Annotated in this window: 21 protein-coding genes; 20 read left to right on the forward strand and 1 reads right to left on the reverse strand. The window is 63.9% G+C overall.

From position 1 onward, the window contains the following. Positions 1-41: 41 nt before the first annotated feature. Positions 42-1,079 carry a helix-turn-helix domain-containing protein gene (locus HV670_RS05360; RefSeq protein WP_175103591.1) on the reverse strand — a complete coding sequence of 346 codons (1,038 nt, stop codon included), beginning with the start codon at positions 1,077-1,079 and terminating at the stop codon, positions 42-44. 915 nt (positions 1,080-1,994) lie between these two features. Between HV670_RS05360 and tssB the strand changes: the two genes are divergently transcribed. The 20 genes from tssB to tssA all read left to right on the forward strand — a co-directional run bounded on the left by tssB (position 1,995) and on the right by tssA (position 26,788). Beyond that, positions 1,995-2,531: a type VI secretion system contractile sheath small subunit gene (tssB, locus tag HV670_RS05365; protein WP_175103592.1), complete on the forward strand. Its 537-nt coding sequence runs from the start codon at positions 1,995-1,997 to the stop codon at positions 2,529-2,531. A 50-nt stretch (positions 2,532-2,581) separates the two neighbouring features. After that, positions 2,582-4,075 carry a type VI secretion system contractile sheath large subunit gene (gene tssC, locus HV670_RS05370; protein ID WP_175103593.1) on the forward strand — a complete coding sequence of 498 codons (1,494 nt, stop codon included), beginning with the start codon at positions 2,582-2,584 and terminating at the stop codon, positions 4,073-4,075. Positions 4,076-4,138: 63 nt separating this feature from the next. After that, positions 4,139-4,633, forward strand: a complete 495-nt coding sequence (locus tag HV670_RS05375) for an Hcp family type VI secretion system effector (RefSeq protein ID WP_175103594.1) — start codon at positions 4,139-4,141, stop codon at positions 4,631-4,633. Between the two features lie 62 nt (positions 4,634-4,695). Next, entirely contained in the window at positions 4,696-5,151 is a 456-nt protein-coding gene (gene tssE / locus HV670_RS05380) for a type VI secretion system baseplate subunit TssE (RefSeq protein WP_175103595.1), read from the forward strand. 1 nt (position 5,152) lies between these two features. After that, positions 5,153-6,907 carry a type VI secretion system baseplate subunit TssF gene (tssF, locus tag HV670_RS05385; protein ID WP_175103596.1) on the forward strand — a complete coding sequence of 585 codons (1,755 nt, stop codon included), beginning with the start codon at positions 5,153-5,155 and terminating at the stop codon, positions 6,905-6,907. Then, positions 6,862-7,995 carry a type VI secretion system baseplate subunit TssG gene (tssG, locus tag HV670_RS05390; RefSeq protein WP_175103597.1) on the forward strand — a complete coding sequence of 378 codons (1,134 nt, stop codon included), beginning with the start codon at positions 6,862-6,864 and terminating at the stop codon, positions 7,993-7,995. Before tssF ends, tssG begins: the two co-directional genes overlap by 46 nt. A gap of 10 nt (positions 7,996-8,005) precedes the next feature. Beyond that, positions 8,006-10,750 carry a type VI secretion system ATPase TssH gene (gene tssH, locus HV670_RS05395; protein WP_175103598.1) on the forward strand — a complete coding sequence of 915 codons (2,745 nt, stop codon included), beginning with the start codon at positions 8,006-8,008 and terminating at the stop codon, positions 10,748-10,750. 3 nt (positions 10,751-10,753) lie between these two features. Then, positions 10,754-12,652, forward strand: a complete 1,899-nt coding sequence (tssI, locus tag HV670_RS05400) for a type VI secretion system tip protein TssI/VgrG (protein WP_425511384.1) — start codon at positions 10,754-10,756, stop codon at positions 12,650-12,652. A 26-nt stretch (positions 12,653-12,678) separates the two neighbouring features. Beyond that, positions 12,679-13,422: a toxin-antitoxin system YwqK family antitoxin gene (locus tag HV670_RS05405; protein ID WP_246257019.1), complete on the forward strand. Its 744-nt coding sequence runs from the start codon at positions 12,679-12,681 to the stop codon at positions 13,420-13,422. A gap of 1 nt (position 13,423) precedes the next feature. After that, positions 13,424-13,810 (forward strand): DUF4280 domain-containing protein, encoded by a 387-nt coding sequence (locus tag HV670_RS05410; RefSeq protein ID WP_175103600.1) that lies wholly within the window; start codon positions 13,424-13,426, stop codon positions 13,808-13,810. An 11-nt stretch (positions 13,811-13,821) separates the two neighbouring features. After that, positions 13,822-14,082 (forward strand): hypothetical protein, encoded by a 261-nt coding sequence (locus tag HV670_RS05415; RefSeq protein ID WP_175103601.1) that lies wholly within the window; start codon positions 13,822-13,824, stop codon positions 14,080-14,082. A 13-nt stretch (positions 14,083-14,095) separates the two neighbouring features. Then, positions 14,096-15,124 (forward strand): ABC transporter substrate-binding protein, encoded by a 1,029-nt coding sequence (locus tag HV670_RS05420; protein WP_425511385.1) that lies wholly within the window; start codon positions 14,096-14,098, stop codon positions 15,122-15,124. Between the two features lie 54 nt (positions 15,125-15,178). Next, on the forward strand, positions 15,179-16,456 hold the full coding sequence (locus tag HV670_RS05425; protein ID WP_175103602.1) for a dicarboxylate/amino acid:cation symporter: 1,278 nt from the start codon (positions 15,179-15,181) through the stop codon (positions 16,454-16,456). A gap of 8 nt (positions 16,457-16,464) precedes the next feature. Further along, positions 16,465-17,175, forward strand: coding sequence for a cysteate racemase (cuyB, locus tag HV670_RS05430; RefSeq protein WP_175103603.1), 711 nt, complete (start codon positions 16,465-16,467; stop codon positions 17,173-17,175). Beyond that, positions 17,172-18,587 (forward strand): dicarboxylate/amino acid:cation symporter, encoded by a 1,416-nt coding sequence (locus tag HV670_RS05435; protein ID WP_175103604.1) that lies wholly within the window; start codon positions 17,172-17,174, stop codon positions 18,585-18,587. The genes cuyB and HV670_RS05435 overlap by 4 nt, the downstream gene beginning before the upstream one ends. Before the next feature lie 122 nt (positions 18,588-18,709). Next, a complete protein-coding gene (locus HV670_RS05440; RefSeq protein WP_343054334.1) occupies positions 18,710-19,222 on the forward strand; it encodes a hypothetical protein in 513 nt (170 codons plus the stop codon). 54 nt (positions 19,223-19,276) lie between these two features. Then, entirely contained in the window at positions 19,277-20,608 is a 1,332-nt protein-coding gene (gene tssK / locus HV670_RS05445) for a type VI secretion system baseplate subunit TssK (protein ID WP_175103605.1), read from the forward strand. A 24-nt stretch (positions 20,609-20,632) separates the two neighbouring features. After that, positions 20,633-21,385 (forward strand): DotU family type IV/VI secretion system protein, encoded by a 753-nt coding sequence (locus HV670_RS05450; protein ID WP_175103606.1) that lies wholly within the window; start codon positions 20,633-20,635, stop codon positions 21,383-21,385. A gap of 52 nt (positions 21,386-21,437) precedes the next feature. Continuing rightward, a complete protein-coding gene (locus HV670_RS05455; protein WP_175103607.1) occupies positions 21,438-25,580 on the forward strand; it encodes a type VI secretion system protein in 4,143 nt (1,380 codons plus the stop codon). Continuing rightward, positions 25,577-26,788, forward strand: a complete 1,212-nt coding sequence (gene tssA, locus HV670_RS05460; RefSeq protein ID WP_175103608.1) for a type VI secretion system protein TssA — start codon at positions 25,577-25,579, stop codon at positions 26,786-26,788. Before HV670_RS05455 ends, tssA begins: the two co-directional genes overlap by 4 nt. Positions 26,789-26,795 lie beyond the last annotated feature (7 nt).

Genomic DNA, 26,795 nt, shown 5'->3' on the forward strand with positions numbered 1-26,795 from the left:
ATGGCCGGATCGCTTCTGGCGTGCGATGCAATGGGTACGCGTCACCGGTGCAAGGCGGGGCGCGTGTCCTGACCTGCCCGGGGCCCATCGAGTCTTCTCGCGCGAAAGTCGATCGGCGACATGTCGTAAGCACGGCGAAAGGCGTGGTTGAAATCCGATGCGCTCTTGAAGCCGAGGCCGAAAGCGATTTCGACCACCGCCCTGTGCGGAAATTTGACAAGTTCGTCGGCTGCCTCGCGCAGCCGGCGGTTGCGAATATAGGTAGCCAGACCGCCTTCGTGCTCGAACAGGCGGTACAGCGTCGGACGGGACAGTTGCGATGCCTTGAGCACGCTGTCGGGAGAGAGTTCCGGCTGGTGCAGGTTCTCCTGGATATAGCGCCTCGCCGTGCCGAACATGGCCGCGCGCGCGGCGGCGCGCGCGTTGCCGCTCAGGCGCGTCTCTTTACCAAACGCTGCGGCGATCAGGCAGGCGCAGGTCTTTAACGCATCGTACCCTTCCTTCGCGCTCAGGCTCGGCAGGTCCCGGCTCAGGGCAGCGAGGTGAGCGGGGATCATGCGCGAAAGCGGCGAGTTGTATTCGATGACGCGGCCATGTATCGCCTCCCCATCCGGAACGACGGATTCCACGATCGCGCGCGGCAGGAACAAGGCCATGACCCGGCATGCGGGGCGTTCCATGGACATCGGCTGATTCAAATCCAGCGCGAGGATGCCCGGCATCGCTTGAACGGATTTCCGTTGAGGGTACAAGCCGGTCCGAGTCTCGATTGTTCCTTCCAGCACGATGTGAAAGACATAGTCGCGTACCGTGTCGGTGGAAATCCGGGCCACCGAGCGGCTCTGCCGCAGGGGATCGGTGTGGCAGTCCAGAAACCGCAGGTCCTTGATCGAGTAGCTGTCTATCGCGCCGCGAAAGCCATTGGCCATTTGCGCGCGCGAGACCGGCATGTCCACGATATGGCTGACGCGTTCCCGCATGGCGAGCGCTTGCCGGTGCAATGGTTCGTGGTACGTGTTGAAGTGTTGGCGAACGGGAGCCGTGGGGAGCGAGTCGCCGTTCAAGAGGGTGGTTGTCATGGGTTTTTCTTGTTGTCCCAGTCCGATAGTGTCGCAAAAAATCCGGGCTTGTCCCAGTTTCTTTAATAAAACGATTGGAGGATGACAAAAATTCCTTGAAATTTGAGACGCACGATCAATTCCGTCACAATAAATCGCCTAAACTCGCGTCGTCGGTGTATCGGGGGATTGCGCCGACCTTGCCACGGGGTTTGGCTGCGAGTATCAGGATTGCGTCTCTGTGATCTTTTCTTTTCCGCGTTGCGCCTTGGCACGACCTTCGTGCTTTATCGTTTCCCTATATGCCCATTGCCCCAGGCCGACACGGCCAGGTGAGCGGGTGCGCCTGTCATCGGCGCAATGGAAGCGATCTGCCGAACGTCTATTCCTCCGTATGTATATTGGAGATACCGTGCCGCATTCACCTGAGGTAGCGACCGTTCCGCCCGGACGATCGCGAACCATGGGGCTTTCCGGTCCCGCCCACGAACGACCCGCATAAGCCGATTACCCGAACGGTTAAGCCTGTACGAAATACCTCTCGTATTCGGAAGCCGGGTGGGATGTTACCTGTCAGGAGAGTCAGGGTTACGGACGAAATTCTCCGCCAAAGCCGTTGGTTCGGGTCACACATGGGGCATCGACTTTATAAATAAACGGCTGTCATTCGAGTGGTCGAAATAAAAACGTCACGAATCGACGCGTCGTCGGGGATATGCGTCGATTATGTGACAAGTGCTGGCGGTGAGTCTCGGGATCAGAATCGGGTGGTGATGCCGCCCTGACTATCCTTGAGTGGCGCGGCGCTGCATGAGGGGCATGGCTTTTCGCCCTCCGTATTTCCTATCCCCACCGTTTGTCTGCCGTTCGCGATGAGCCATCGCGGACCAACGATTTTCTAAACGCATTAACGCTTTCTTATTCGCGGAGAAGTCCATGTCCAATAGTTTGCAGCAGTGGGTGGGACGCAATCGCCCCCCGCGCGTTCAGATCACCTATGACGTTGAACTCGGCGATGCGGTCGAGAAGCGCGAACTGCCGATGGTGGTGGGTCTGCTCGCCGACCTGTCAGGCCAGCCGGCCACACCGCTGCCCAAGCTCAAGGAACGTCGTCTGGTTGAAGTCGATCGCGACAACTTTGACGAAATCATGAGCAACATCCGTCCGCGCCTCGACCTCTCGGTGCCGGACACGCTCAAGGGCGAAGGCAATCTGAAGGTGGAGCTGCATTTCGAGAAGTTCTCCGACTTCCATCCGGAAAGCCTGATCAGCCAGGTGCCGCGTCTCGCGAAGCTGCTCGAAGCACGCCAGCAACTGCGCGACCTGCTGGCCAAGCTCGACGGCAACGACGAACTGGACTCGATGCTCGAACGCATCGTGCAGAACTCGGAAGAGCTGAAGAAGGTTCAGACGCAGGCGCATGAGGGCGACACGCCCGCAGCACCGGTGGCCGACGACGCCCCGGCCGCGTAACCGAACATTCTCCGCGTCGCTGACGCAACGAATTCCAAAGGAAGAACCAGATGGAAGCCCAATCCGCATCTGATGCAGCGGTAGTCGAGACCACGACGAGCAGCGACTTGAGTCTGCTGGATCGCATCGTTCAGGAAGGCAATATGGCGGTCGAGCCTTCGCAAGGTCTCTACGCCAAGAAGCTGATCGGTCAGCTCGCATCGCAGATTCTCGACGAAGGCATGCGCACCAGCCCCGACAAGAGCGTGGTCGCGATGATCAACGAGCGCGTCGCCGAAATCGACACGCTGTTGAGCGACCAGTTGAACGCGATCATGCACGACTCCGCCTTCCAGGCGCTCGAAGGCTCGTGGACCGGCCTGCACGACATGGTGTACGGCACGGAGACCAGCACGCGCCTGAAGCTGCGTCTGCTCAACGTCACGAAGAAAGAGTTGTTGAAGGATCTCGAGTCCGCCGTCGATCACGACATGAGCGTGCTGTTCAAGAAGATCTATGAAGAAGAGTACGGCACGTTCGGCGGCTATCCGTATTCGCTGCTGATCGGCGACTACTCGTTCGGCCGGCATCCGCAGGACATCGCCCTGCTCGAACGCATTTCCAAGGTTGCCGCCGCCGCGCACGCGCCGTTCATCGCATCGGCCGCGCCCGCCCTGTTCGACATCAAGTCGTTCACCGAGCTGGGCGTCACGCGCGATCTGGCGAAGACCTTCGAGAGCGCCGAGCTGACTGCATGGCGCAGCTTCCGCGAGTCGGAAGATTCGCGCTACGTGACCCTCGTTCTGCCGAGCTACGCGGCGCGCCTGCCGTATGGCGCGAAGACCAAGCCGGTCGAGAACTTCAACTTCGAAGAAGACGTCGACGGCACCGACCACGGCAAGTATCTGTGGGCGAACGCAGCCTACCAGCTCGGCCTGCGCATCACCGATGCCTATGCCAAGTACAGCTGGTCGACCGCGATTCGCGGCGTCGAAGGCGGCGGCAGGGTGGATGGTCTCGCCGCGCACGCCTTCAAGACCGACGAAGGCGATGTCGTGCTCAAGTGCCCGACCGAAGTCACGATCACCGACCGCCGCGAGAAGGAACTCAGCGATCTCGGCTTTATCGCGCTGGTCAATTCAAAGGGTTCGAACTTCGCGACCTTCTTCGGCGGCCAAACGGCCAACAAGCCCAAGGTCTACAACAAGGATGCGGCGAACGCGAATGCGCAACTGTCGGCCCGCCTGCCGTTCGTGCTCGCGGCCTCGCGTTTTGCGCACTACATCAAGGTGATGATGCGCGACAAGGTCGGCAGCTTCCAGACGCGCACCGACGTGGAAATGTATCTGAACAACTGGATTGCGGACTATGTGCTGATCAACCCGGCAGCCTCGCAGGCGCAGAAAGCACGCTTTCCGCTCGGCGAAGCGCGGGTCGACGTCACCGAAGTACCGGGCAAGCCGGGCGCCTATCGCGCGACCTGCTTCCTGAAGCCGCACTTCCAGATGGAAGAGCTGACGGCTTCGATCCGCCTCGTCGCGGATCTGCCCGCAGCGGCAGCCTGATGCAGGGTGTGCGGCCACGGGCCGCACACCTGTCATTACCCCTAACACCTAACCGGCGCGGTCATGGACACAATCATTCTGCAACTCGGCACCATCAAGGGCAATTCGACGATCAAGGGATTTGAAAACCAGATCATCCTGCAGTCATTCTCGCACGGCGTCATGTTGCCGATCGGCATGGATACGGCGAATACGGAACGGACGATGGGTCGTCCCAATTTCAGCGAATTCATGGTCAACAAAGCCACGGATCAATCGACGCCCGCCATGTATTCCGCCTGCGCGGCCGGCACCAAGCTCGGTACGGCGACGGTCTCCATCGGTCGTAACGAAGGCGGCGTGTTCATGCTGCAGATGAAATACGTGCTGACCAATGCGATGGTCGCGTCCATCAACACGAGCGGCGGTGGCGAGATGATGGACAGTGTATCGCTGCACTTCTCGGGGATCACGTCTGAATACACGCAGCAGAACGTCGATTCGACCAAGAAGGGCAGCGCGCCGTTCGGTTGGGACCTGTCGGTCAATGCCGCACTGGCTGTCGCCGCTTCTTCGTAGAGATCGTCCGCCCGCCTCGCGGCGGGCGAGCGATCCACCCACGAACCCGAGTTCATTGCACCATGCCCGCCAATGCAAACGGCTTTCCCATGCCTTTGTTCGATCGTCTCGACGCGAGCGGCGACGCATGGCTGCAGGGTGACGATGCGCTTCGGCAATCGGTCGAGCAGGAGCTCTCGCGCCTGCTCAACACGCGTTCGCATCTCACCTTCGAGGCGTTCGGCCTGAGCGAGGGCACGGTGATCGACTACGGCGTGCCTGATTTCTCGGAGCGTTCCTTGCGCTCCGACACCGATCGTGATGCCATCGCGGCGGCGATCCGGCACGCGATCACGCTATTCGAGCCGCGCCTGTCGGGCGCGACCGTCAATTTCAAATTTGCTGCCGGCCCCGACAAGAATCCGATTCTGGTGATCGGCGGGAAGCTGAACGCGAGCACGTCGGTCCGGCACGTCTTCTTCGAAATGGCGCCTGGCGGCCAGGGCGCCGCGGACCCGCGCTGGGCGGAGCAAGCCTGATATGCCGCCGGACGATATCCTTCAATACTACGAGCGCGAACTCTCCTACCTGCGCACCCAGGGGGCGGACTTCGCGCAGCGCTATCCGAAAGTCGCTTCGCGGCTTGCACTGCACGGCACCGAATCGCTCGATCCGCATACGGAGCGGCTGATCGAAGCCACGGCGTTTCTTGCCGCACGCGTGCATCGCGACCTCGACCAGGAGTTTCCGCAGATCGCGTCGGCTTTGCTCGCCAATGTGTGTCCGTCGCTCGTGCAGTCGATTCCGTCGATGACGATCGCGCAGTTCGATCTGGATCCCACGCAGGGCAAGGTGACCGCCGGGTTTCGCGTGCCTCGCCATACCGGGCTGAGCGTGCGTGCGGAAACAGGGGAGTCCTGCCGGTTTCGCACGGCATGGGACACCGTGCTCTGGCCGCTGAAGATCAGTCGCGCCGTGCTTGCCGAAGACGCGACCTTGCGTCTGACGCTCGAATGCGAGGAAGGCGCTGATTTCGGCGAACTCGAACTGTCGCAGTTGCGCATCCATCTCCAGGGAGACTGGATGGTGACGATGCCGCTCTATGAATTGCTCGTGTCGAGCGTCGCGGACGTCTCGGTGCGTCCTGAGGGCAAGCCGGCATTCATGTTGTCGCCGTCCGCCTGGCACGAAGTGGGCTATGCCGAGGAAGACGGCGTGCTGCCGCAACTGCCGCACGCCAATCCGGCCTATGGCCTGATGCAGGAATACTTCGCGTTTCCGCGCAAGTTTCATTTCTTCGACCTCACACTGCCCGCCGGCCGTCTCGGCTCGGGCCGCAGCTGCGAGGTCGTATTGCATCTCGACCGTACGCCGCGCGGGCTCGGCATGCTCGGCGCGCAACACTTTCGCCTCGGCTGCACGCCGATCGTGAACCTGTTCTCGCAGACCAGCGAGCCGATCGTGATCGATCACCGCCACTACGAATACCGCCTGGTCGCCGATCAGCAGCGCGAGGCGACCACGGAGATTCATTCGATCACGTCGGTGGTCGCCTCCGATCCGTCAATGGACCGTTCGATGAACGTGCCCAGCTTTGCGGCGATCGACCATCTCGAAGCCAACGGCGCGACGACCTTCTGGTCTGCGCGCAGCGAACACAGCCTGCGCGGGAATGCGCCGGGCACGGATATGTATTTGAGCTTCGTCGATGCGAGCCACGCGACGAGCCGGCCCGCCGCGCCGATCGTCTACGCGAACGTGCTCTGCACGAACCGCAGGCTTGCCGAGCAGGTGCAGGTCGGTGCGCGGATGCTGGTCGAGAAGGTCTCGCAGAATGTCCGGGTCAGGTGCCTCTATGAACCGACGATCCAGCGCAGCCCGCCGCTCGGCAGCGAAACATTGTGGCGGCTGGTGTCGCTGCTGACGCTCAATTACCACTCCCTCGTGAGTGGTGCGACGGGTCAGCGGCAGTTGCAGGAAATGTTGCGCCTGTTCGCCTCGGATGGTCCGCGCGAGCAGGACCAGATCCGCGGCATCAAGAGCATTCAGGCGCGCAATGTCACGGCGCATGTCGGTACCGATACGTGGCGCGGCTACTGCCGCGGCACTGAAGTCGAAGTCGAGTTTCACCCCGACGCGTTTGTCGGCGGTTCACCGTTGTTGATGGGCGCCGTGCTCGCGCGTTTCTTCGCGATGTATACGTCGGTCAATTCCTTTGTACGGCTGGTCGTGCGCCGCGGAGACGAGATATGGAAGCAATGGGAGCCGATGACCGGCTGCCAGCAGTTGCTTTGATCGCCCGGCTTCTCGATCGGCCGCAAGGCTTCGATCTGTTCCAGGCGATCAATCTGCTCGAACGCGCCGCGCCCTGGGCACGATCGCTGGGTCAAGGCGACGGCACGGGCGAGGCGGTCAGGCTGAGTGGTTACGTGTCGCTCGCGTTCGAACCGAGCGACATCCGCAGCGTGCGGCAAAACGCGGCACCGGCAGAGAATGCGTCGAACCTGGCAATCAACTACGCGGCGCGTGCCACGTATACGATCTCGACCCCCGTGCTGACGCTGGCGGGGGCAAACGGTCCCTTGCCGCTGCCTTACACGGAGAGGGTGCTCACGCGCCGGGCCGCGCACGATTCGGCGACCGGCGATCTGCTCGACATCTTCAACCACCGCTTTCTGTCGTTCCTGTACCGCAGCCGTAAGAAGCATGCCCCCGGTCTGAACGGGCGCTCGCCTGACGACTCCGCACTGGCGGCCTGCGTCGATGCGCTCGGCAACCTCGGCCTGCGCGACGGCGAGCGTGGCCCGCGGGGCCAGCGCCTGTGGATGCGTCACGCCGGCCTGCTCGGTGCCGCACCGCGCTCGATGACGGCGCTGCTCGCGCTGCTGTCCGACCGCCTGGGTCTGCGCGTGCGCGGCGCACAGTTCGTCGGCGGCTGGCGTGAAATCGATCCACGCGATTCGTTGCGGCTTACACGAGCCGGCACGCGCGCGCCGCGTCTGGGCGGCCTTGGCGTGCTGGGACGGCGGACCTGGGACCAGGCCGCGGGCATTCGCATCGAGTTCCTGGATCTGCCGCATGCGCGCTTCACGTCCCTGTTGCCGGGTGGCGACGATCATGAACTCGCCGCGTGGCTGATCCGCTGTCATCTGCAACAGGATCTCGAGGTGGAGTTCGTGCTCCACCCTGCACAACAACGTGCCGCCTGCGCGCTCGGAGGGCGCTCGGCTTCTCGCCTGGGATGGACGTCGTGGCTCGGCGCTCCAGCGGCTGCCGGCACCCCGGGTTCCGCTCCCCTGTCTCCCCCCGCACCGGTCAGGCTCACCCTGCGCGCGGCCGGACCTGCCGCATTCATGCGAACTGCGCAAGCGATCAAGAGCTGACGATCAAGACATGGACATCGATATTCGAACACTGCTGAGCCGGCTCAACCCCGCATGCAAGTATGCGATGGAGCAGGCCGCCCAATTGTGCGTACGGCAGACACATTACAACGTGGACGTCGAGCATTTGCTGCTTCAATTGCTCGAGTCCGATGCGCCAGACCTGCGCGCGATCCTCGAACGCTTCGGCGTGCCGCCGGCCGACGTCATTGCCCAGCTGCAACGGGCCGTCGATCAGTTCAAGCGTGGCAACGGCCGTACACCGGCCCTGTCGCCGAACTTTTCACCGCTGTTCCAGGAAGCGTGGCTGCTGAGCTCGATGCTGCTAGGCGAACAGCAGATCCGTTCCGGCACGCTCGTGCTTGCCCTGCTCGAAGTGGACAGCCTGCGCGGGCTGCTGCTCGACTCGGCGCCAGCCTTCCTGAAGATCCCGCGCGCCGAACTGCGCGATGCCTTGCCCGCCTTGCTCGCGGGGTCCTCCGAAGACGGCGGCCAGGCCGTGCGTGCCGCCGAACCCGGGGTGGCCGGGACGGGCGGTGCAGCGGCCACCGCGGGTTCGCCATCGCCATCGACACAGACCCCGACACAGACCCCGACGCCGGCGATGCCGTCGGCGGCTGCGGGTAACACCCGGCGTGCCGCGCTCGATCAGTACACCGTCGACCTGACCGGCCTCGCGCGTGAAGGCGCGATCGATCCGATTCGCGGACGCGATGCGGAGATCCGCCAACTGGTCGACGTGTTGCTGCGCCGCCGTCAGAACAACCCGATCCTCACGGGAGAGGCCGGCGTCGGCAAGACCGCGGTGGTCGAGGGTTTTGCGCAACGTATTGTCGACGGCGATGTGCCGCCCGCCTTGCTGAACGTCTCGGTGCGCTCGCTCGATCTCGCGCTGTTGCAGGCGGGCGCGGGCGTCAAGGGCGAATTCGAAAACCGTCTCAAGTCGGTTATCGCCGAAGTGAAGGCCTCTCCCGTTCCGGTGATTCTCTTCATCGACGAAGCGCACCAGCTGATCGGTGCGGGCGGCAGCGAGGGGCAGGGCGACGCCGCAAACCTGCTCAAGCCGGCACTCGCGCGTGGCGAACTGCGCACGATCGCGGCCACCACCTGGGCCGAATACAAGAAGTACGTCGAGCGCGATCCGGCACTCGCGCGGCGCTTCCAGGTCGTCAAGGTCGAGGAACCGAGTGAAGCCGTCGCAATCGACATGTTGCGCGGCATGGTGCCGAAGCTTGCCGCCCACCACGGCGTCGAGATTCTCGACGAAGCCGTGCGCGACGCCGTGAAGCTGTCGCATCGTTATATCTCGGGACGCCAGTTGCCGGACAAGGCCATCAGCGTGCTCGACACAGCCTGCGCGCGCGTGGCGATCGGACAAAGCGGCCTGCCTGAGGAAATCGAAGCGCTTGGCCGGGCGGTCGAGACGGCCGAAAGCCAGTTGCGGATCTTCCGTCATGAAGCGGCCACCGGCGTGGACCACGCCGCGGCCATCGCGGCCACGTCGCGCGAGCTCGAGGAACAACGTGTCAAGCATGCACGGCTCACCGACAAGCTCGCGACCGAAAAGCGCGCGGTCAACGAGATTCTCGTCTGGCGGAGCAAGATCGCGCGCCATCTGTCCAACGGCGATATGGCCCGCGAAGGCGAGGATGGCGAGGCGCTGATGGCGAATCTCGGCCGCCTCGAAAAGGGACTCGAAGCCGTGCAGAGCGACGAGCCGATGGTGCCGGTCTGCGTCGATTCCGGCGTCGTCGCCAAGGTGATCTCGGGCTGGACCGGCATCCCGGTCGGCAATATGCTGGCCGATGAATTGCACACGGTGCTGTACCTGCAGGACAAGCTCGCCGAGCGCGTGGTTGGGCAGGACGAGGCGCTCGATGCGATCGCACGGCGCGTGCGAACCTTCCGTGCAGACCTCGACGATCCGGGCAAGCCGGTCGGCGTTTTCCTGCTGGTCGGCCCGAGCGGTGTCGGCAAGACCGAGACGGCATTCGCGTTGGCCGACACGTTGTATGGCGGCGAGCGCAACATGATCACCGTCAATATGTCCGAATTCCAGGAGGCGCACAGTGTCTCGGGCCTCAAGGGGGCGCCGCCCGGCTATGTGGGATATGGTCGCGGCGGCGTGCTGACCGAGGCCGTGAGGCGGCGTCCGTACAGCGTCGTCCTGCTCGACGAAATGGAAAAGGCCCATCCCGATGTGCTCGAGCTATTTTTCCAGGTGTTCGACAAGGGCGTGATGGAAGACGGCGAGGGTGTGCTGATCGACTTCAAGAACACCTTGATCCTGCTGACGTCGAATGCTGCGCAGGAGGTCATCACGCAGGCCAGCCAGGGCGGCCATCGCCCGCCGCCGGAAGAACTGATCGCCCGTCTGCGGCCCGCGCTGCTCGAACGCTTCAGCCCGGCATTCCTGGCCCGGCTCGTGCTCGTACCGTACTACCACCTCGGCGATGCGCAGATCACCTCGATCGTCGACCTGAAACTGACGCGGCTCGCCGAACGCTTCGAGCGCAATCACCATGCGAGGTTGACGTGGGATGACGCTTTCGCCCAGTTGATCGCGCAACGTTGCAAGGAAGTCGACAGCGGTGCACGCAATGTCGATCACATCCTCACGCAATCGGTGCTGCCCGAGCTCGCGCGCCAGGTGCTCGAACGGATTTCGATCGCGGAGCCCTTCGGCACGGTCCATCTCGCGCTGACACCGGCGGGCAACATCACCTTCCACTTCACGTCGAAGGATGGAGCGTAGGCGATGCCCATGACGACGACTCAGGTTGGTTGCTTGCTTTCGGTCACGACACCGCTCGGTACGGACGTGCTGATGCTCGACGGCTTCGCTGGTCGCGAAGCAATCTCCGAGTTGTTCCGGTTCAATCTGCGCATGCGGTCGGCCGACAAGGCCATCGATGCGACGAAGCTCGTCGGCAAGACGGCGACCGTGACGGTGCAGCAGCCGTCCGGTCCGCAACGGTTTTTCAGCGGAATCGTCACGCGTTTTGCCCATACCGGCGCCGATGTGAACAACGGGTACTACACGGCGGAGCTCGCACCGCGCCTTTGGCTGCTGACACTCGGGCGCGACCGGGCCATCTTCCAGAATTTGAGCGCGCTCGATATCGTCAAGCAGGTGTTGAACAGCTTCGCAGTGACGTTCGAATCAAGCATCAGCGGAACTTACACGGTGCGCGACTACTGTGTGCAGTATGACGAGAGCGCGTTCCAGTTCATCTCGCGGCTGATGGAAGAAGAAGGCATCTTCTATTTCTTCGCGTTCGCTGACGGTACCCATACGATGGTGCTCGCCGACAGCCCGGCCGCGCACACGCCGGGTACCCACAGTGCGCAGCTCTATTTTTCGTCTGATTCGACGGCGCACGGCCAGGTCGAACGCATCGGTGAATTCGAAATGACGCTCGGCCTCGTGGAGTCGGAGCATGTCGTCGCGGACTACGACTATGTGAGCGCGACCACCTCGCAGGCATCGTCGACGACTTCGGGGGGCACTTCGACGGGCAGCCGCTATACCTTCCCCGGCAAATACGCGAGCGCATCGGACGGCACTCGGATCGCGGGCGTGCGGCTGGCGGCGCAGCAGATGGAGCAGCAGACGGGCCGGGGTCTGAGCTATTGCTACAGCCTGACAGCCGGCACGAGCTTTACGCTGGACGGACACGCGAACCCGGCACTCAGTGTTTCCTACGTCGTGCGCGCGGTCACGCATTCGGCATCGAACGATGCCTACAGCAACGAGTTCGAAGTATTCCCCTCGGCCGTGCCGTTTCGTGCGCCCCTCGTGACGCCCCGGCCCCTTGTCGCGGGCACGCACACCGCGCAGGTCGTCGGCTCGAGCGGCGAAGAAATCTGGACCGATGCGTACGGCCGGATCAAGGTCAAGTTCCACTGGGACCGCACGACCGAAGCGGATCAGAACAGCTCGTGCTGGGTACGCGTGTCGCAGGCTTCGGCGGGGCAGGGATGGGGTCATCTGTTCCTGCCGCGCGTCGGGCAGGAAGTCGTCGTCAGCTATGTCGACGGCGATCCCGACCGCCCGCTCGTGACCGGCAGTGTCTACAACAAGCAGGAAACGGTGCCCGTCACGCTGCCAGCCAATCAAACCCAGAGCGTGATGCGCTCGCACTCGTCGAAGAACGGCACCGCGGGCAACGAGATCCGGATGGAGGACAAGCTCGACTCCGAGGAACTGTATCTCCATGCCCAGAAAGACATGACGGTCGTGATCGAGGACGCGCTCTCCACGACGGTCACCAACGGTGCCGAGACGCATACCCTCACGAAGGGCGATCGCACCATCGATGTCCAGACGGGCAAGGAGACGCATTCGGTCAAGGGTACGCGGACGCTTGAGGTGACCGGCGACGAGACCCACACGAATCACGCCGCATTTACGCAAAACGTGAGCGGCAACTACACCCTGAAGGTCACCGGGAATCTCGTCATCGACGTGAGCGGCTCGATCAGCATCAAGGCCGGGACGTCGATGAAGAACGAAGCGGGCACGACGCTCGACAACAAGGCGGGTACGGCATTGACCGGCGAGGGCATGACGATCGAACACAAGGCCTCGGCGACGCAGACCGTGGACGGCGGCGCCATGCTTGTGCTCAAGGGCGCGATGATCAAACTCAACTGATATCCACACGCAGACCCAGACGCGACATGAGCGATACCCTGTCCCCACCCGCACCGCCAGCATCACCCGCGAGCCTGCCGCTCGCGGCGGATGCGCGCGCGAGTGTCGTCGAGCAACGGGATGCGAGCGGCAACCTCGTGGGACGTACGTCGTTGCTCAACGGTGCCCCGCATGGGGAGATGGTTCGCTATGGGCCCGCGGGGGTGCCCGTGCTCGAGGCGAATTTCGCGAACGGCGTGCTGCACGGACCGATGAAACTATTCGACGCGCAAGGCGGGCTCATGCAGGAGTCCCATTACCTGGGCGGCAAGCTGCATGGTGTCACGACGATGTATCAGGATGGCCGCATCGCGAGCCGCCAGCATCATGTGCTCGGTGCCCTGCATGGAGAGAGCGTGTGCTACGCACCCTCCGGTCTCGTGACGTCGCGGATGAGCTACGAAGCTGGCCGGCTCGAGCGCGAAGCCCTGTTCATGCACGACGGCGTCGTCGTGCGGCGCGCGCGTTACAGCCACGGCTTGCTCGACGGCGAGACGCGTAACTACTCGGCCGAGGGGGCGCTCGCCCAATCCTCGCAGTATCGCGCGAACCTGTTGCACGGCACGGTGCGCCGCTTTGGCGCGGACGGACAGGTCTTGCAGGAACGGCGATACCTGCAGGGCAAGCCGCAAGGCGAGTGGCGCAGCGTCGCCGCGGCGGCGACACCCGGCGAACGGGCAAACGGCGGTCCGCGTCTCGTCAAGCATCTCGAGAAATGGGTGAGGGGCTGACATGGGCATCCAGGTGACGACAGGTTCCATGCTCCAGTGCAGTTTCGGCGTCGCGCCGGCGTCGCTCAATGTGCTGCCGCTCGCGCGCGTGACGGCCGGCACACCCGCGGCCAGCATCATGGATCACATACCGATGGTCAACGTCATGCCGTTCGGTACGTGCAGTTGCACGGGCAACCCGCAAGTCATCGCGGCGACGGCCGCCGCGCTCGGCGCGCTGACGCCGATGCCCTGCATACCGATGACGATGGCGCCGTGGATGCCCGGCTCGCCCACGGTGCTGGTCGGCGGGCAACCGGCCTTGAACAACAGCTCGAAACTACTGTGCGTGTGGGGCGGCGAGATCCAGATCGTCTCCACTGCGCAATCCACTACTTCGATTCCTTAAGGCGAGGCGCGATGCAATACGTTATTTCGATGACCTCGCGGATGGTGACGATCGCCGCATGCTGCGTGCTGTTGCTGTGCGTGCTGCTGTTCCTGTTGGGTTTCGAGATCGGTGCGCGATTTGTCGCTCCGCCGGCCCCCCTCACGGCGCAATCCGTCGCACCGACGCTTGCCATCACGCCAGCGCCCGCAACCGCACCGGAACCTCCCGCAGGGGCTTCGTCACCCTCCGCGGGCGAGACAGACGCTGCTCCTGCTTCTTCGACTTCTTGAGACTGTAATCACCATGTCGTTTCTGATCTCACGCTTTCTCTCTGTCAACGCAAGACGGCCCCGCGCGGCGGGTCCGGTTCGCGGTATGTGGCGTCGGGTTGTCGCCATGCTCCTCGCGTTTGCCGCGATCACGGCAGCCGGCATCGCAACGAGCAGTGCAGCGACGGCCGCCAGCGCCAACATTTCACCAGCCAGTGAGGCCACCGTGGCGAGCGCAGCGGCAGCGGCAGCGGCGGCCAGCGCCCCCGCGTCCGAAGTCGCACTCGTCACAACCGCGAACGGGCTCGTGCAAATGCCCAACGGCCGACTGCTCTCACCGGAGTTCGCTCGCATCGCAAGCCGGGGCGAAATCGTGGTCGCCGTGCTCGGCGTCGACCAGCCTCCTTTTTTCCAACGCTACGAGGGCGAGCTGTCGGGCTTCGACATCGATCTCGCGAATGAGATCGCGCAGAAGCTCGGCGTGAAGGTCCGCTTCAACCGCGATGCCTGGACCTTCGACGGGGTGGTGAACCTGCTGGCGAGCGGGCAGGCCGACATTGCCATTAGCAAACTGTCGCGCACGCTGCCGCGCGCGGAACTGATCAGCTTCAGCGTTCCCTACGTGCAACTGCATCGCGCCCTGCTGCTGAACCGCCTCAAGTTCGCGGAGCTCGCGCATGACCGTTCCGTGCCGGAAGTGATCCGCACGTACGACGGCACGATCGGGGTGGTGGTGAATTCGTCCTACGCCGATTACGTGGTGAGCAATTTCCCGCATGCGAAGGTCGTTGGCTATCGAAGCTGGGACGAACTGGTCAAGGCGTTGAACGCGGGTGACATCACGGCAGCCTATCGCGACGAATTCGAAGTCAAGCACGTCCTCAAGCAGGATCCGACCGCTTCGCTGCGCCTGCGCGTCGTCACGCTCGAAGACCTCAACGACACGATTGCGGTCGGCGTCAATATTTCCTCGCCGGCGCTGCTTGCGTTTGTCAACCAGTTCCTCGAGGAACGCAGCAGGAAGCTCGACGTCAACACGCTGCTGCAAGCGACGAAAAACTGAACGACCGCAAGAAAACAAGCCGCAAGAAAACAAGCCAGAAGAGACCAAAAGAAAATGAATGCCAGCAAACTCTATGCTTTCGCGGTCAACCCATGGGCGGTGATCGGCAGCCTGGCGCTCGGGGGCGCCTTCGGACTGCTCCTGCCGATCGAAGCCCAGAAGCTCGGCCTCGTCGGGGACATCTATGTCAACTTGCTGAAGATGACGACCTTGCCTTTCATGATCTCGGCGGTCATCTTCAGCCTGCAGCGCCTGTTTCGCGAAGGGGGCGGCACCTCGAAACTCCTGGTCCGGGTTCTCACCGTCTTTGTCTGCGCCTCGGCCCTCGTTGCCGTGGTCGGCGCGATCGTGCTGCTCGTCATGCGCCCGGGTGCGAACCTGTCGAGGGTGACCATGCAGGCGTTCGGCATGATGGTCGGTAATGACACCTCGTCGAACGAAACGATCATGAATCTCTACGGCGGCGACCTGACCGAAAAGAGCATGAGCTTCATCGACGTGCTAAGCAGCCTCGTTCCCACGAATATCTTCGCGGCGCTCGCCAACGGTGACGCATTGAAGGCGCTGGTGTTCGCCCTGCTGTTCGGTCTCGCTGTCGGGCGCGTTCCCGAACGGATCTCAGTCGGGCTCAGCCAGTCGCTTGAAACGATTTACCACGCATGCCAGAAGCTGATGCACTGGCTCAGCTATCCGCTGCCGCTGATCCTCTTCTGCATGAGCGCGGCACAGCTCGGCAAGTCGGGTGTCGGGCCCCTGCATGCGATGCTGCAGTTCGTGATCGCCTTCTTCATCGCCTGTGTCGTGCTGCTGGTGTTCGCCGCCGCAGTGATCTGGAAGCGCTCCAACCATTCCCTCGGCGTGACGCTCGATGCGCTGCGCGCACCGTTCGCGCTCGCGCTGGCCACCCGCAATAGCGCGGCGTGCATGCCGAGCATGATCGAGAGCCTGGTCGACGGTCTCGGCTTCGCGCGCTCGCGCGTCGAGCTGCTCGTGCCGTTGACGGTGTCGCTGCTGCGTGTCGGACCGATGGTCTATTACGTCTGCGCAACCCTGTTCATCGCCCAGTTGTATGGACATGACCTGAGCGCGGTCGATATCGCGACCGTGCTGTTCGCCTCGGTGCTCGCCGGCTTTGCCTCGGCGGGCATGACGGGACTCGTGACGGTATCGCTGATCGGCATGACATGCGTCTACCTGCGCCTGCCGTTCGAAGCCGCGTTCATCCTGTTCCTCGCGGTCGACCCCTTGTGCGACATGCTCCGTACCGTGGTGCTCGTCATTGGCAACACGGCCGCGGTTTCGATCATCTGCCCCCGTCCCTTGAAGATCTAGAGAACACTATGGCACTCATCGGCGTTCTCGGCGGCATGGGGCCGCTCGCCACGGTCGACTTCATGGAGCAGGTCATCCTGCTGACCAGTACGGCCGGGGCGACTTCCGACCAGCAGCATCTGCCGATGCTGGTGGCGAATCTGCCGCATACGCCCGACCGTTCGGCCGGCATGCTCGGCCTCGGCGAGGACCCGCTGCCGGCCCTGCTCGACGGCATCGACCTGCTCAACCGCAACGGTGTGGAGCTCATTGCGATTCCCTGTAATTCGGCTCACTTCTGGTATTCCGCGATGCGTGCGCACAGCCCGGTGCCGATTCTCCATATCGTCGAGACCTGTATCGCCGCCGTGCCAGGGGGCGCACGCAGGGTGGCGGTGCTGGCGACGGGCGGCACGCTGTCGTCGGGACTGTTCCAGCAAGGGCTGACGACGCGCGGCATCGAACCCGTGGTGCCCAATGCGATCACGCAGGTGCATATCGAGGCCTGTATCCGGGCCGTCAAGGCGGGCGAGCTCGACGAGTCGGCCGTGCATCTCGCGGCCGCGCTCGATGAGTTCATTTCGCGCGGCGCGGATGCCGCGGTGATGGGATGCACCGAAATTCCGCTGGCCGCGCGGCATATCGCGAAGCCCGCGCTCACCCTGGTCGACAGCACGCTGGAGCTCGCGCGCGCCACGGTGTCCTATGCGCTCGCGCGCGGCTGGAATACGCCTCGATGAAAGCCTGGAAGTCCATCTCGAACAGTACGCTTGCACTGCTGGTGTGCTTCGTGATGGGGGCGATCGTCGGCATCGTCGCCGCGCCGGTCGGTGCGGCGGCCTACTTTGTCGGGCAGCTCTACCTCTCGGTGGTCAATATGGCTGCCGTGCCGCTGCTGGTCGTCGCCATGTTTTTTGGGTTGAGGCAGTTGCTCGCGATGTCGCGGCCCGGCGTGCGGATCGGCACGATGCTGATGCTCGCGGTGGTGCTCGTCGCCTTGTGCGCGGCGGGCGGCGTCGCGTTGGCCGCCATTGCGATGCCCGGCCAGCATCTCTCCAGCGTGGCACATGCCCGACTCGGCGAACTCGTCCTGCAAAGCACAAGCGACACCCGCGTCGTGCTCTTTGGCCATGCGGCATCGAGTGCCACCGTAACGCCCGGCGGCTTCTCGCTCGGCGACCTCGTGCCCGACAATTTCTATCACGCGCTCGCGCAGGGTCGGGCGCTCGGCATCCTGACCGGTACGATTCTCTTTGGCATGGCGTTCGCTGCGCTCTCGAGCGAGCAGACCCCTATGCTCAACAGCGTCTTCGAGGGCATCTACCGCGCGCTCGAGTCGGTGATCGGGTATGCGAACCTGTTGCTGCCCGTGCTGGCCTTCGGCATGGCCGCGCATCTGAGCGCGCATGTGCAGCGCGCGACGATCGATGCAATGAGCGGCTTCCTGCTGTGCTTCGTCTTGTCCGCGCTGCTACTGTCCGCCCTGGCGCTGGCGGCCATCGCCCGGCAAGCGGGCACCTCGTTCGGCCGTGCGCTCACGAGCCTGAAGACACCGATGCTCGTCGGCCTCGCATCGGGCAGCGCGACCGCGCCGATTCCCCACACGATCGAAGCGATGAGCACACGCCTGGGGTTCAGCCGCGGCGTCGCCGAACTGGTGGTGCCGTTCGGCAGTGTCTTCGTGCGCGCCGGCTCGGCTTTGTATTTCGCGCTGGCGGCGGTATTCGTCGCGAATCTTTACGATCGGCCGATCGGCATGGCCGATATCGTCGTGATCGGCGTGGCGTCGACTGTCGCGGCCTTGATGTCGGCCGGGCAGAATGGTGTCGTGAGCGTTGGCTATATCGGTGTGGTGCTGTCGCTGTTACAGTTGCCGGTCGAGGCGGCGGGGGTGCTGTTCATCACTATCGATGTGATCTGCGAGGGGCCGCGCAATCTATTGAGCCTCTTGTCGATCTGCACCGTGGTCGCGCTCGTATCGGCGGGTTTGCCGTCCGAGCGTACACCGCTTCCGGCCGCGCTCGCAGCCGCAGGGGCCCGACCCGTGTTCCGATTCACGTTCTCGCGTGCGCAACTCGTGCTCGCGATGAGCTGCGTCGTCGCCGCGGCGTCGCTGATCGTACTAATGGGCATTGGCGTAGGGGCGAAATGACGAACTACCAATTGGCTTTGAGAAACGGGCAGCGTGCTGGAACGTCCGGCGCCTGCCCAGGCACGCCGGAACGGCGGCCGGCGCAGCGGCGGGCATGGCTCCCGAATAGCATGAAGAGCGACATGAACAGCGGCACGAAGAGCGGCACGAAGAGTCGCCTTGCAAACCTGTCGATGACGGTTTGCTCCATGGTCCTGATGTGCTGCCTGCTTGGCGCTTGTGCGATGCCATCGTTCCTGAGCTTCAAGGGCGACAAGGTGAAGTGGACGCAGGTCACGCTGAGCGCGAGCGACGACGTCAACAATAACAGCCCGATCGCGGTCGACGTCGTGCTCGTGACGGATGACACACTGCTCGCCAAGCTCGCCGAGCTGCCCGCATCGAAGTGGTTTGCCGCGCGCGCCGATCTGGTCAACACCTATCCCGACGGGGTGCGCTACCGCAGTTGGGAGGTGGTGCCCGGCCAACAGCTCACCGTGCCAGGCGAAACCTTCGCGGGCCCGCGCGTCGCGGGTGCTTTCGTTTTTGCAAATTATCCCGCCCCGGGTGCGCATCGTATCCGGATCGAACAGTTCGGCGGCCGGCTTGCCCTGCAGCTCGACAACAACACGTTTTCCGTCTCGGCCGTGAAATGACAGTGTATGAGCGTCCTGTGAACACATTCCATCCGAACCTCAGGAGGGTCGACCATGTCTGATCGCGCGATACCCGTGGTCGACCGTATCGAGTGGTTCGAAGGCCTGCTGCTTTCGCCACAGCATTTTCAGTTGATGACCTCGCGCATCGACTCGCTCGTCGCATGGCAGACGCTCGCGGCCGCGCCGTTCAGCTGGGGCGTGCGGCGCCTCGTGTTCGACGCCGGCCTGCTGCCGGGCGGCACGGTGCGGGTGTTGCTGCTCGATGCGATCATGCCGGACGGCACAGCCGTGTCGTACTCGGCGGAAACGAGCGAGGGCGCGCGGCTCGAGCTGTCACTCGAATCGCACTCGGAGCAGCTTGCCAACGGGCCGCTCGATTTCTACCTGACCTTGCCGGTCGCCACGACGATGCGGCGCGACACGCAGATGAAGCGCTTTCGTTCGTCGGCAGGCGCGCCGGTCGAAGACGAAGTGTCGGATGCGCCGGCCGCGGACATCGCGCGCCTCGTGCCCAATCTCGCACTGTCGGCCGGAGAACTGCCCTCGGCGATGTATGTCCATTTGCGGCTGGGTTCGGTCTACAAGGATAACGAAGTCGTGCGGCTCGGCGAGCGGCTGCCGCCCCTGCTCGAAGTCGCGCGCGACAATCCCCTGTGGACCGGCGTCGCTTCGCTGCTCGGCCAGTTGCGCGGCAAGGCGGCGTTCGTTGCACGGCAGACCGCGATTCCGTCGTCGAAGGTCGACGACCGCCTGACCCAGCTCGAGCTCAAGGACCGCTTGCGTAGCCTGCTGAGCGGACTGCCCCTGGCCGAGGCGGTCTTGCGCACGCCGCACCTGCATCCGCTCGCGCTGTACCTGTCGCTCGCCTCGCTGATCGGCTCCCTGAGCATGCTCAAGCCGGGAGGCTTGCCGCCCGTGCCGCCCGACTACGATCATGCCGATCCGCTGGCCGTGTTCACGCCCTTGTTGCGTGCGCTGCGCGATGAGATGTCCGAAGTCAGCGAGGACTATCGCGAGCACAAATTCGAATTCAAGCAGGGCGCGTTCGAAATCGCGCTGCAACCCGACTGGATCGGCGAGCGGCTCGTGGTCGGCCTACGCGGCCAGTCCGATCGTGATCTGCTCGCGTGGATGGAAGGTGCGGTGATCGGTTCGCGTTCGGTCCATGCCTCGCTGCGCAGCCGCCGCGTGCTCGGCGCATCGCGCCGTGTCGTCGAGTATGCGCAGGAGCTCGGGATTCGTTCGGGGTCCGGCTATCTGCTGTTCGAGATCCAGGCCGATCCGAACCTCGTGCTCGCCAGCGAATCGCTGATCATCGGCAACCCCAACGAAGGCGCGAACGCCCAACGGCCGCAGGAAATGCTGCTGTTCGTCAAAGGCTGACATCAAAGTGAAGGTACGTTGAGCATGGCACGCAATCGACCCGCATCCGAAGAGGACGACCTGGTGACCGGGCCGTTCCGCGCATTTCTCGATGAACTCGTGAAAGCGCAGAAGCGCTTCTCCGAAGCCCCGGATGCCGATCCCGAACTCGCCGCACAAGGCTTGAGCCGGCATTTGCTGAACCTGCTGGAAATCCAGACCTTGCAGTCGCGCCGCGACAGCACGCGCTTTGAGATGGAGAACGTCGCGGATGCGCGTTACCTCAAGGCCGTGCTCGCCGACGAGATCCTGCTCAATACGCCATGGACCGGCCGCGAACGGTGGACGGCCTATCTGCTCGAATCGACCTTGTTCCGCACGAACGTGGCGGGCGATCTCGTGTTCCGCAAGATCGAGCAACTGCTTTCGGACCGCGAACCTTCGCGCCGCGGCGTCGCACGACTCTACCTGTTCGGACTCGCGATGGGATTCCAGGGCAAGTTTCGCGACACGGACGCCGCCGCGCAACTGCGCAACTACCGCGAGGAGCTCTACGAATTCGTCTACCAGCGGCGTGCCGATCTCGGTGGCCGCGATCGGGTGGTGGCCGACGCGGCCTATGCGAACACGCTGTCGCATATCGCTCCGCGCAAGCTGCCGACCGTGAGCCGCTGGACGGTGATGTTCGTGCTCGCATTCGTGTCGATGCTCGCGATCTCGGAAATGCTCTGGCTCTGGCAATCGTGGCCGGTGCGTAACGCGCTGCATGGCGACGCCGTGACGGGGGTGAGCCCGTGAGGCACCTGTTCCTGATGTCGTCGCATTGCCTGTCTTCCACCGGAGCCTATTCATGCTGACGAGCAATCTATTCCTGCTTTCGCTCGGCGTTTTGATCCTCGTGGTCTGCGTGGTGCTTGGCGCGGTCGTGTATTTCGCGGCCCAGGGCGCGCAGAACAAACCCGCGGCCGAGCGCAAGATCGTCCGGCTGCGTTCCGATTCCCTGCGCAACGCGTTTCGCCAGGCGGTCGAGCTGATCGAAGGGAATATCGCGTCGCGTACCGAACGCTACAACATTCCATGGATCATGGTCCTCAGCGAAGGGGACGATCCGCATGCGCTGCCGATCGCGCAGGCCGGCGTCGCGAGCGTGCTGAGTTCGGAGGCCGCGAATTCCGCCGCCACGCAGGGCATCTCCTGGCATTTCTTCGACCGTGGGATTGTGATCGACATCAAGGCCGCCTATCTCGGCTCACCCGACGACGAGAGCGACGAGAAGCCCTGGGACGAGTTCCTGAGCCTGTGCCGGAGCTACCGGCCACAGCGGCCGTTCGACTCGGTGGTCATCACCGTGCCGGCCGCGACCCTGCTCGCCGACGATACCGATGCGCGGCTCGAACTGGTTCGTCACGCGAAGCTCGCGCATCGCCGGCTGTGGCTCGCGCAGAATCGCTTCGCCATGCGCTTCGCGGTGTATGTGGTCGTCACGGGTTGCGAGACGCTCACGGGTTTCCCGGCGTTCGCGCGGGCGCTACCCGAACCGCTGCGCGCAAGCATGCTCGGCTGGTCCTCGCCGCATGATCTGTCGACGACCTATCAGGCAGACTGGGTCGAGACGGCGATGAACAGCATCATGCGTTCGGTGTCCGATACGAGCGCAGAGCTCATCACCCTCGATACGGGGCAACTCGATGCACGCGAGTCGCTGTTGTTGCCCTCGCGCATCGAGGCGATGCGTGAACAGCTGCAGCTCTACGTCGATGAGCTGCTGCGACCGAGTGCCTATCACGAGCCGTTCTTCTTTCGTGGCATCTACCTGACCGGCGACAGCGGCGAGCTCGCGCAGCTCGGTGCCGGCCAGCGCGCGGTGGTCGATGACAAGGGCCTCGAAGCCTTCGACGATCCGTACGGCAGCGATCACGCGCCGTCCATGAGCGCAGCAGGCGGGCGAGATGCCGACGCATCCGACGCGGGCGAGCAGGACTCGCAGATCAACGAACTGATGTTGCAGCCCGCTTTCCTGCGCGACCTTTTCGACAAGAAGATCTTCCTGGAATACGGACTCACGCGGCCCTCACGCTCGCAGCATCTGACGCGGCCCGTACTCAATCGCGCGCTGCGCTGGGGCGGCATCGCGCTGCTCAGCGGCTGGGGTATCGGCCTCGTCATCGCGACCCTGCAACTGGATCATCGGAATGTCGAACTCGTGTCGGCGCTCGATGAATTGCACACCGATGCGCAGGAGCGGGCCACCGCGGCGCAGGGTGGGCAGGACCTGGCACCGGACTGGTATCGTCGCAAGGCGCTCGCGCTGATCACGCTGAACGACCGGCTGCGCATGGATAGCGCGTGGACCGTGTTCATGCCCGGCGCATGGAGCTTCGTCGACGATCTCGACGACCGCGTGAAGGAACGTTTCGAGCGCGAATTCGGCGAGATCGCGGTGACCGCGCTCGAACGCGAAATGTACGCACGGGTGAGTCAATTGACCGGGGTGGTTCGCGACCCGAGCACGGGCCAGCTCATCATCGGCGACGACTGCACCCCGCCTTTGGGGGCGAACGGCAATCAGCGCGCGAGCGACAGCCTCGCGGTGGACGATCTTCCCGAGATGGACTCGCTGCAACGCTATGTCGGCGCGGTTGACCAGTTCGGTGCGGCGCTGCAGGCCATGCAGCGTTTGCAGCGTCCGTCGCCCGGCAACGCCGAGGCATTGCGACTGGTGGTCCGCTATGCGTTCGGCACCGAGCTGCAGGGCAACGTTGCCGGAAGCCTGCCGTACTTCTATCGCAATTCGGTCATCGACGGCGTGCATTCGACCGACGCGGTGGTCGGCCTCAATATGCCGGTCTTGCGGCAGGCCTTGAGTTGCGCCTTCGACAAGGGCGCGCGGCAACTCGACGATCGCATGTTCACCAACAATGCGCTGCTGATATCGGAGCGCTCGGTGTCCGATCACTTGACACGCCTTGCCGGTACCGATGCCGGCGCGACCGATTTTGCGCAGCTGATCGGAAACTACCGCGCCGTCGTGGCCGGCATCAACGCGCAGCAGGACCTGCTCGCGTCCGGCAAGGGCGCCTGGATGCATCAGGTGCAATTCTCGCTGGGCCCGGTCTATGACCGTACGATGGCGCGTGCCGTACAAAGCCCGCTGCTCGGCGCCGAGCTCGTCGCGCATGTTCGCGATCGTTCGAACACGGCGTTCCAGGCATTCAAGAGCGAGATGGCACTCCGCTTCGGCGGACCGGACGGCGGCGTGGTGTGGCTCGACAAGGACGCGCACTTCGCCGTCGCACCCGCGCGCCTTGCCTTGCGCGACAGCCTGGCCAACCTGCTGAACCAGCCGTTCATGGCGGAACCGCATGACGTCTCGCTGCCGTCGCTGCCCGACGGAGCGACGCTCGCGTGGGACCGCGCCCAGCTCGACCAGGCGCTGACGCTTGGCGATGTGCGCAAGCGTTTCCTGACCGAGGGTCTGGCGAATCTGCCGGCCTCGCTGCGGCCCGCGATCGAGCAGGCGTTGAACGTTCAGTTCGCCCGACTCCTGTTCGACCAGACGGCGGCCGCCGCGACCGTCACGTTCGCGCAGGGCGAGCCCGACAGCGCGGGATTCGAAGCGGCGCGTACGCGGCTCTTCAAGATCAGCGGGATCCTGACCGATATGGGTGCCAGCGCGCAACTCGACGACCTGAACCGGTTCGTGTCGGATGACGCCCTCGCGAATCTGCATCGGGTCGACGATGAGCTCACGCAGTCCGAGCTGTATGCCACGCGGACGACCGGCGCATCCGGCGGCCCGCGTACCGTGCTCACGGCATTCGGTATTGCCGATGCCAGCGCGCTCGGCACTTACCTCGACCAGCAATCGGTGCGAGCGCTGGCGTTAGGCAAGCAGGCATCGGTGTACCTGGCCGCGCTCGACGCGACCGACGCGACGGCACCGCTTGCGCAGCGCTGGCAGGCGATCGATCGCGACCTCGACCGCTATCAATTGAAGAACCCGAACAGCAGTCTCCTGATGCTCGAGCAGTTCGTGCAGGCGGTGGCCGCCGATACGAGTACCAGCAACTGTCTCGCGAAATTCCCGCCGCGGCCCTTCGTCAACGGTGCCGACGATTACTTCTCCGAGATTCACTTGCGGCTCTACAACAGCCTGCTCGCACGTTGCAGCCAGGGCGACATGGACGTGCTGCGCCAGCAATGGGAAAGCTTCTCGTCGGCGTTCAACGAAGGCGTGGCGGGACGGCAGCCGTTCCGTAGCACCACACGCTCTCTGCAAGCCGATGCGGGCGCGGCCGATGTCGGCGAGCTCGGTCAGGTGCTGCAACGCTACGACCGCGTCTCCGGCATGGTCAAGCAGGTGCGTACGGGTGCGGCGCAAGGTGTGCAGATGAGCGCGCCGGTGCGGCGCTTCATCGACAATTTCGATCAGGTCGATACCCTGCTTGCACCGCTTTATCCCACGACGGACGGCACGGCGACCGGCTACGACATCAGCATCGATTTCCGCGTCAATCGCGTCGCCGAAGTCGCGGCCAACCAGGTCATCGACTGGACCCTCCAGGTCGGCGACCAGACCCTCTCGCTGAACGATGCACCGCATTCTCTGCATTGGGACTACGGCATGCCGGTTTCGCTCGTGCTGCGCTTCGCGAAGGATTCGCCGCTGACGGCCATGAACGATCCGCAGCAACGCGCGTTGTCGACCGATGGTCGCACCTTGACCTGGGAGTTCGCCGACCCGTGGGCACTGATCTCGTTCATTGCACAGCAACGCGTACCCGATGGAAGCCTGCGCGGTAGCGCAACCGCGCAGATGCTTCGCTTCGAGTTTCCGCTCGGTGCCGTGACGGCTACCGACCAGGCTCAACTCCCCAAGCAGGCGCATGGGCGGGTGTTCCTGCGCATGACGCTGATGGCGGCCGGAAAGAAGATTCCCTTGCCCTGGCCCGGGAGCTTTCCATCCCGCGCGCCTGACTGGAGCACCCTATGATGCTGGCCGATCCGAGCACCCTTGCCGCTGCCTTCGACGTCGACCTGGAGAACTTGTTCGCTCCGATTCCGGGCGGCGAGGGCGCCGGGGTGTCACTGCGCAGCGAGCCCGTTTATCAGCAGATCAGCGATGCCCGCCGGCACGACGATGCGAGCCTGCCGATGGGCGAGTGGGAGCGTCCCTTGGTCAAGGCCGACTGGAAGACGGTGGCTGCATTGAGCAGTGAGGCGCTGCGTACCCGCTCCAAGGACTTCCAGCTTGCGGCATGGCTGTGTGAAGCGTGGACGCATCTGTACCGGGTTGAAGGTTTCATCGCCGGCACGCAGCTGCTGACGGGGCTGGCCGAACGTTACTGGGATGCGGCCTATCCCCTGATCGATGACGGCGACGCCGATGCGCGAGTCGCGCCTTTTGTGTGGATCAACCATACGCTCACGCTCGTTCTGTCGTTGCATGTGCCACTGATCGTGATCGAAGAGCGCGAGCCGCCGGCCGTCAGTCTCGACGAATTCCAGCGCACGGCCGGCGCCTCCGCGCAGGCGAGTGGGCATGCGCAGACGCGCGAGTTGATCGACAAGCACGTGACGAAGAGCGGCAATCTGGTCGCGCTGGCGGTGCTGCGGCGGCAACTCGCCGTTGCGCTCGACGCATGGGACACACTGGCGCGGCTGATCGATCTCCTGCTCGATGCCGATGCGCCGAGTTTCGCGGCAGTCGCGGATGCACTGGCGCGCTTGTCTCGGGCCGCGACGAGCCTCATTGGCGAACACCGTGTGCCCGGCGCACAAAACGCGGGCGACGAAACATACGGGGCTTCCATTCACGAAGGTAGACTCGAACCGGACACCGCCAATCACGTATCCGAGTTAGCGGGTTCATCCTACGACGCCCATGGTTATTCGCCGTCGTCCGGCGAATTGTCGTCTGACGCATCCTTTACGACCGCAGGTAAGTTGCCCATGCCACAGATCGCTGCTGGAGGCGCCGTCACGAGCCTCACCGGACTGATTGCCGACCGTGCGCACGCTTATCGCCTGCTCGATGAGATCGCAGCCTACCTTGAGCGTCAAGAGCCGCATAGCCCGACACCGTACCTGCTTAAACGGGCGGTGTCATGGGGGCAGATGCCGCTTGCCGACCTGATGCGCGAAATCGTGCAGCAGGAGGGAGACCTCACACGTTATCTCACGCTGCTCGGACTCGAGTGATCGGGTT

Source organism: Pararobbsia alpina (assembly GCF_902859895.1).
Taxonomy (GTDB): Bacteria; Pseudomonadota; Gammaproteobacteria; order Burkholderiales; family Burkholderiaceae; genus Pararobbsia; species Pararobbsia alpina.

What these genes read in the sequence shown, in the direction of transcription:
- HV670_RS05360 (WP_175103591.1), bottom strand. Translation starts at nt 1,079, where the DNA reads ATGACAACCACCCTCTTGAACGGCGACTCGCTCCCCACGGCTCCCGTT.
- tssB (WP_175103592.1), top strand. Translation starts at nt 1,995, where the DNA reads ATGTCCAATAGTTTGCAGCAGTGGGTGGGACGCAATCGCCCCCCGCGC.
- tssC (WP_175103593.1), top strand. Translation starts at nt 2,582, where the DNA reads ATGGAAGCCCAATCCGCATCTGATGCAGCGGTAGTCGAGACCACGACG.
- HV670_RS05375 (WP_175103594.1), top strand. Translation starts at nt 4,139, where the DNA reads ATGGACACAATCATTCTGCAACTCGGCACCATCAAGGGCAATTCGACG.
- tssE (WP_175103595.1), top strand. Translation starts at nt 4,696, where the DNA reads ATGCCCGCCAATGCAAACGGCTTTCCCATGCCTTTGTTCGATCGTCTC.
- tssF (WP_175103596.1), top strand. Translation starts at nt 5,153, where the DNA reads ATGCCGCCGGACGATATCCTTCAATACTACGAGCGCGAACTCTCCTAC.
- tssG (WP_175103597.1), top strand. Translation starts at nt 6,862, where the DNA reads ATGGAAGCAATGGGAGCCGATGACCGGCTGCCAGCAGTTGCTTTGATC.
- tssH (WP_175103598.1), top strand. Translation starts at nt 8,006, where the DNA reads ATGGACATCGATATTCGAACACTGCTGAGCCGGCTCAACCCCGCATGC.
- tssI (WP_425511384.1), top strand. Translation starts at nt 10,754, where the DNA reads ATGCCCATGACGACGACTCAGGTTGGTTGCTTGCTTTCGGTCACGACA.
- HV670_RS05405 (WP_246257019.1), top strand. Translation starts at nt 12,679, where the DNA reads ATGAGCGATACCCTGTCCCCACCCGCACCGCCAGCATCACCCGCGAGC.
- HV670_RS05410 (WP_175103600.1), top strand. Translation starts at nt 13,424, where the DNA reads ATGGGCATCCAGGTGACGACAGGTTCCATGCTCCAGTGCAGTTTCGGC.
- HV670_RS05415 (WP_175103601.1), top strand. Translation starts at nt 13,822, where the DNA reads ATGCAATACGTTATTTCGATGACCTCGCGGATGGTGACGATCGCCGCA.
- HV670_RS05420 (WP_425511385.1), top strand. Translation starts at nt 14,096, where the DNA reads ATGTCGTTTCTGATCTCACGCTTTCTCTCTGTCAACGCAAGACGGCCC.
- HV670_RS05425 (WP_175103602.1), top strand. Translation starts at nt 15,179, where the DNA reads ATGAATGCCAGCAAACTCTATGCTTTCGCGGTCAACCCATGGGCGGTG.
- cuyB (WP_175103603.1), top strand. Translation starts at nt 16,465, where the DNA reads ATGGCACTCATCGGCGTTCTCGGCGGCATGGGGCCGCTCGCCACGGTC.
- HV670_RS05435 (WP_175103604.1), top strand. Translation starts at nt 17,172, where the DNA reads ATGAAAGCCTGGAAGTCCATCTCGAACAGTACGCTTGCACTGCTGGTG.
- HV670_RS05440 (WP_343054334.1), top strand. Translation starts at nt 18,710, where the DNA reads ATGAACAGCGGCACGAAGAGCGGCACGAAGAGTCGCCTTGCAAACCTG.
- tssK (WP_175103605.1), top strand. Translation starts at nt 19,277, where the DNA reads ATGTCTGATCGCGCGATACCCGTGGTCGACCGTATCGAGTGGTTCGAA.
- HV670_RS05450 (WP_175103606.1), top strand. Translation starts at nt 20,633, where the DNA reads ATGGCACGCAATCGACCCGCATCCGAAGAGGACGACCTGGTGACCGGG.
- HV670_RS05455 (WP_175103607.1), top strand. Translation starts at nt 21,438, where the DNA reads ATGCTGACGAGCAATCTATTCCTGCTTTCGCTCGGCGTTTTGATCCTC.
- tssA (WP_175103608.1), top strand. Translation starts at nt 25,577, where the DNA reads ATGATGCTGGCCGATCCGAGCACCCTTGCCGCTGCCTTCGACGTCGAC.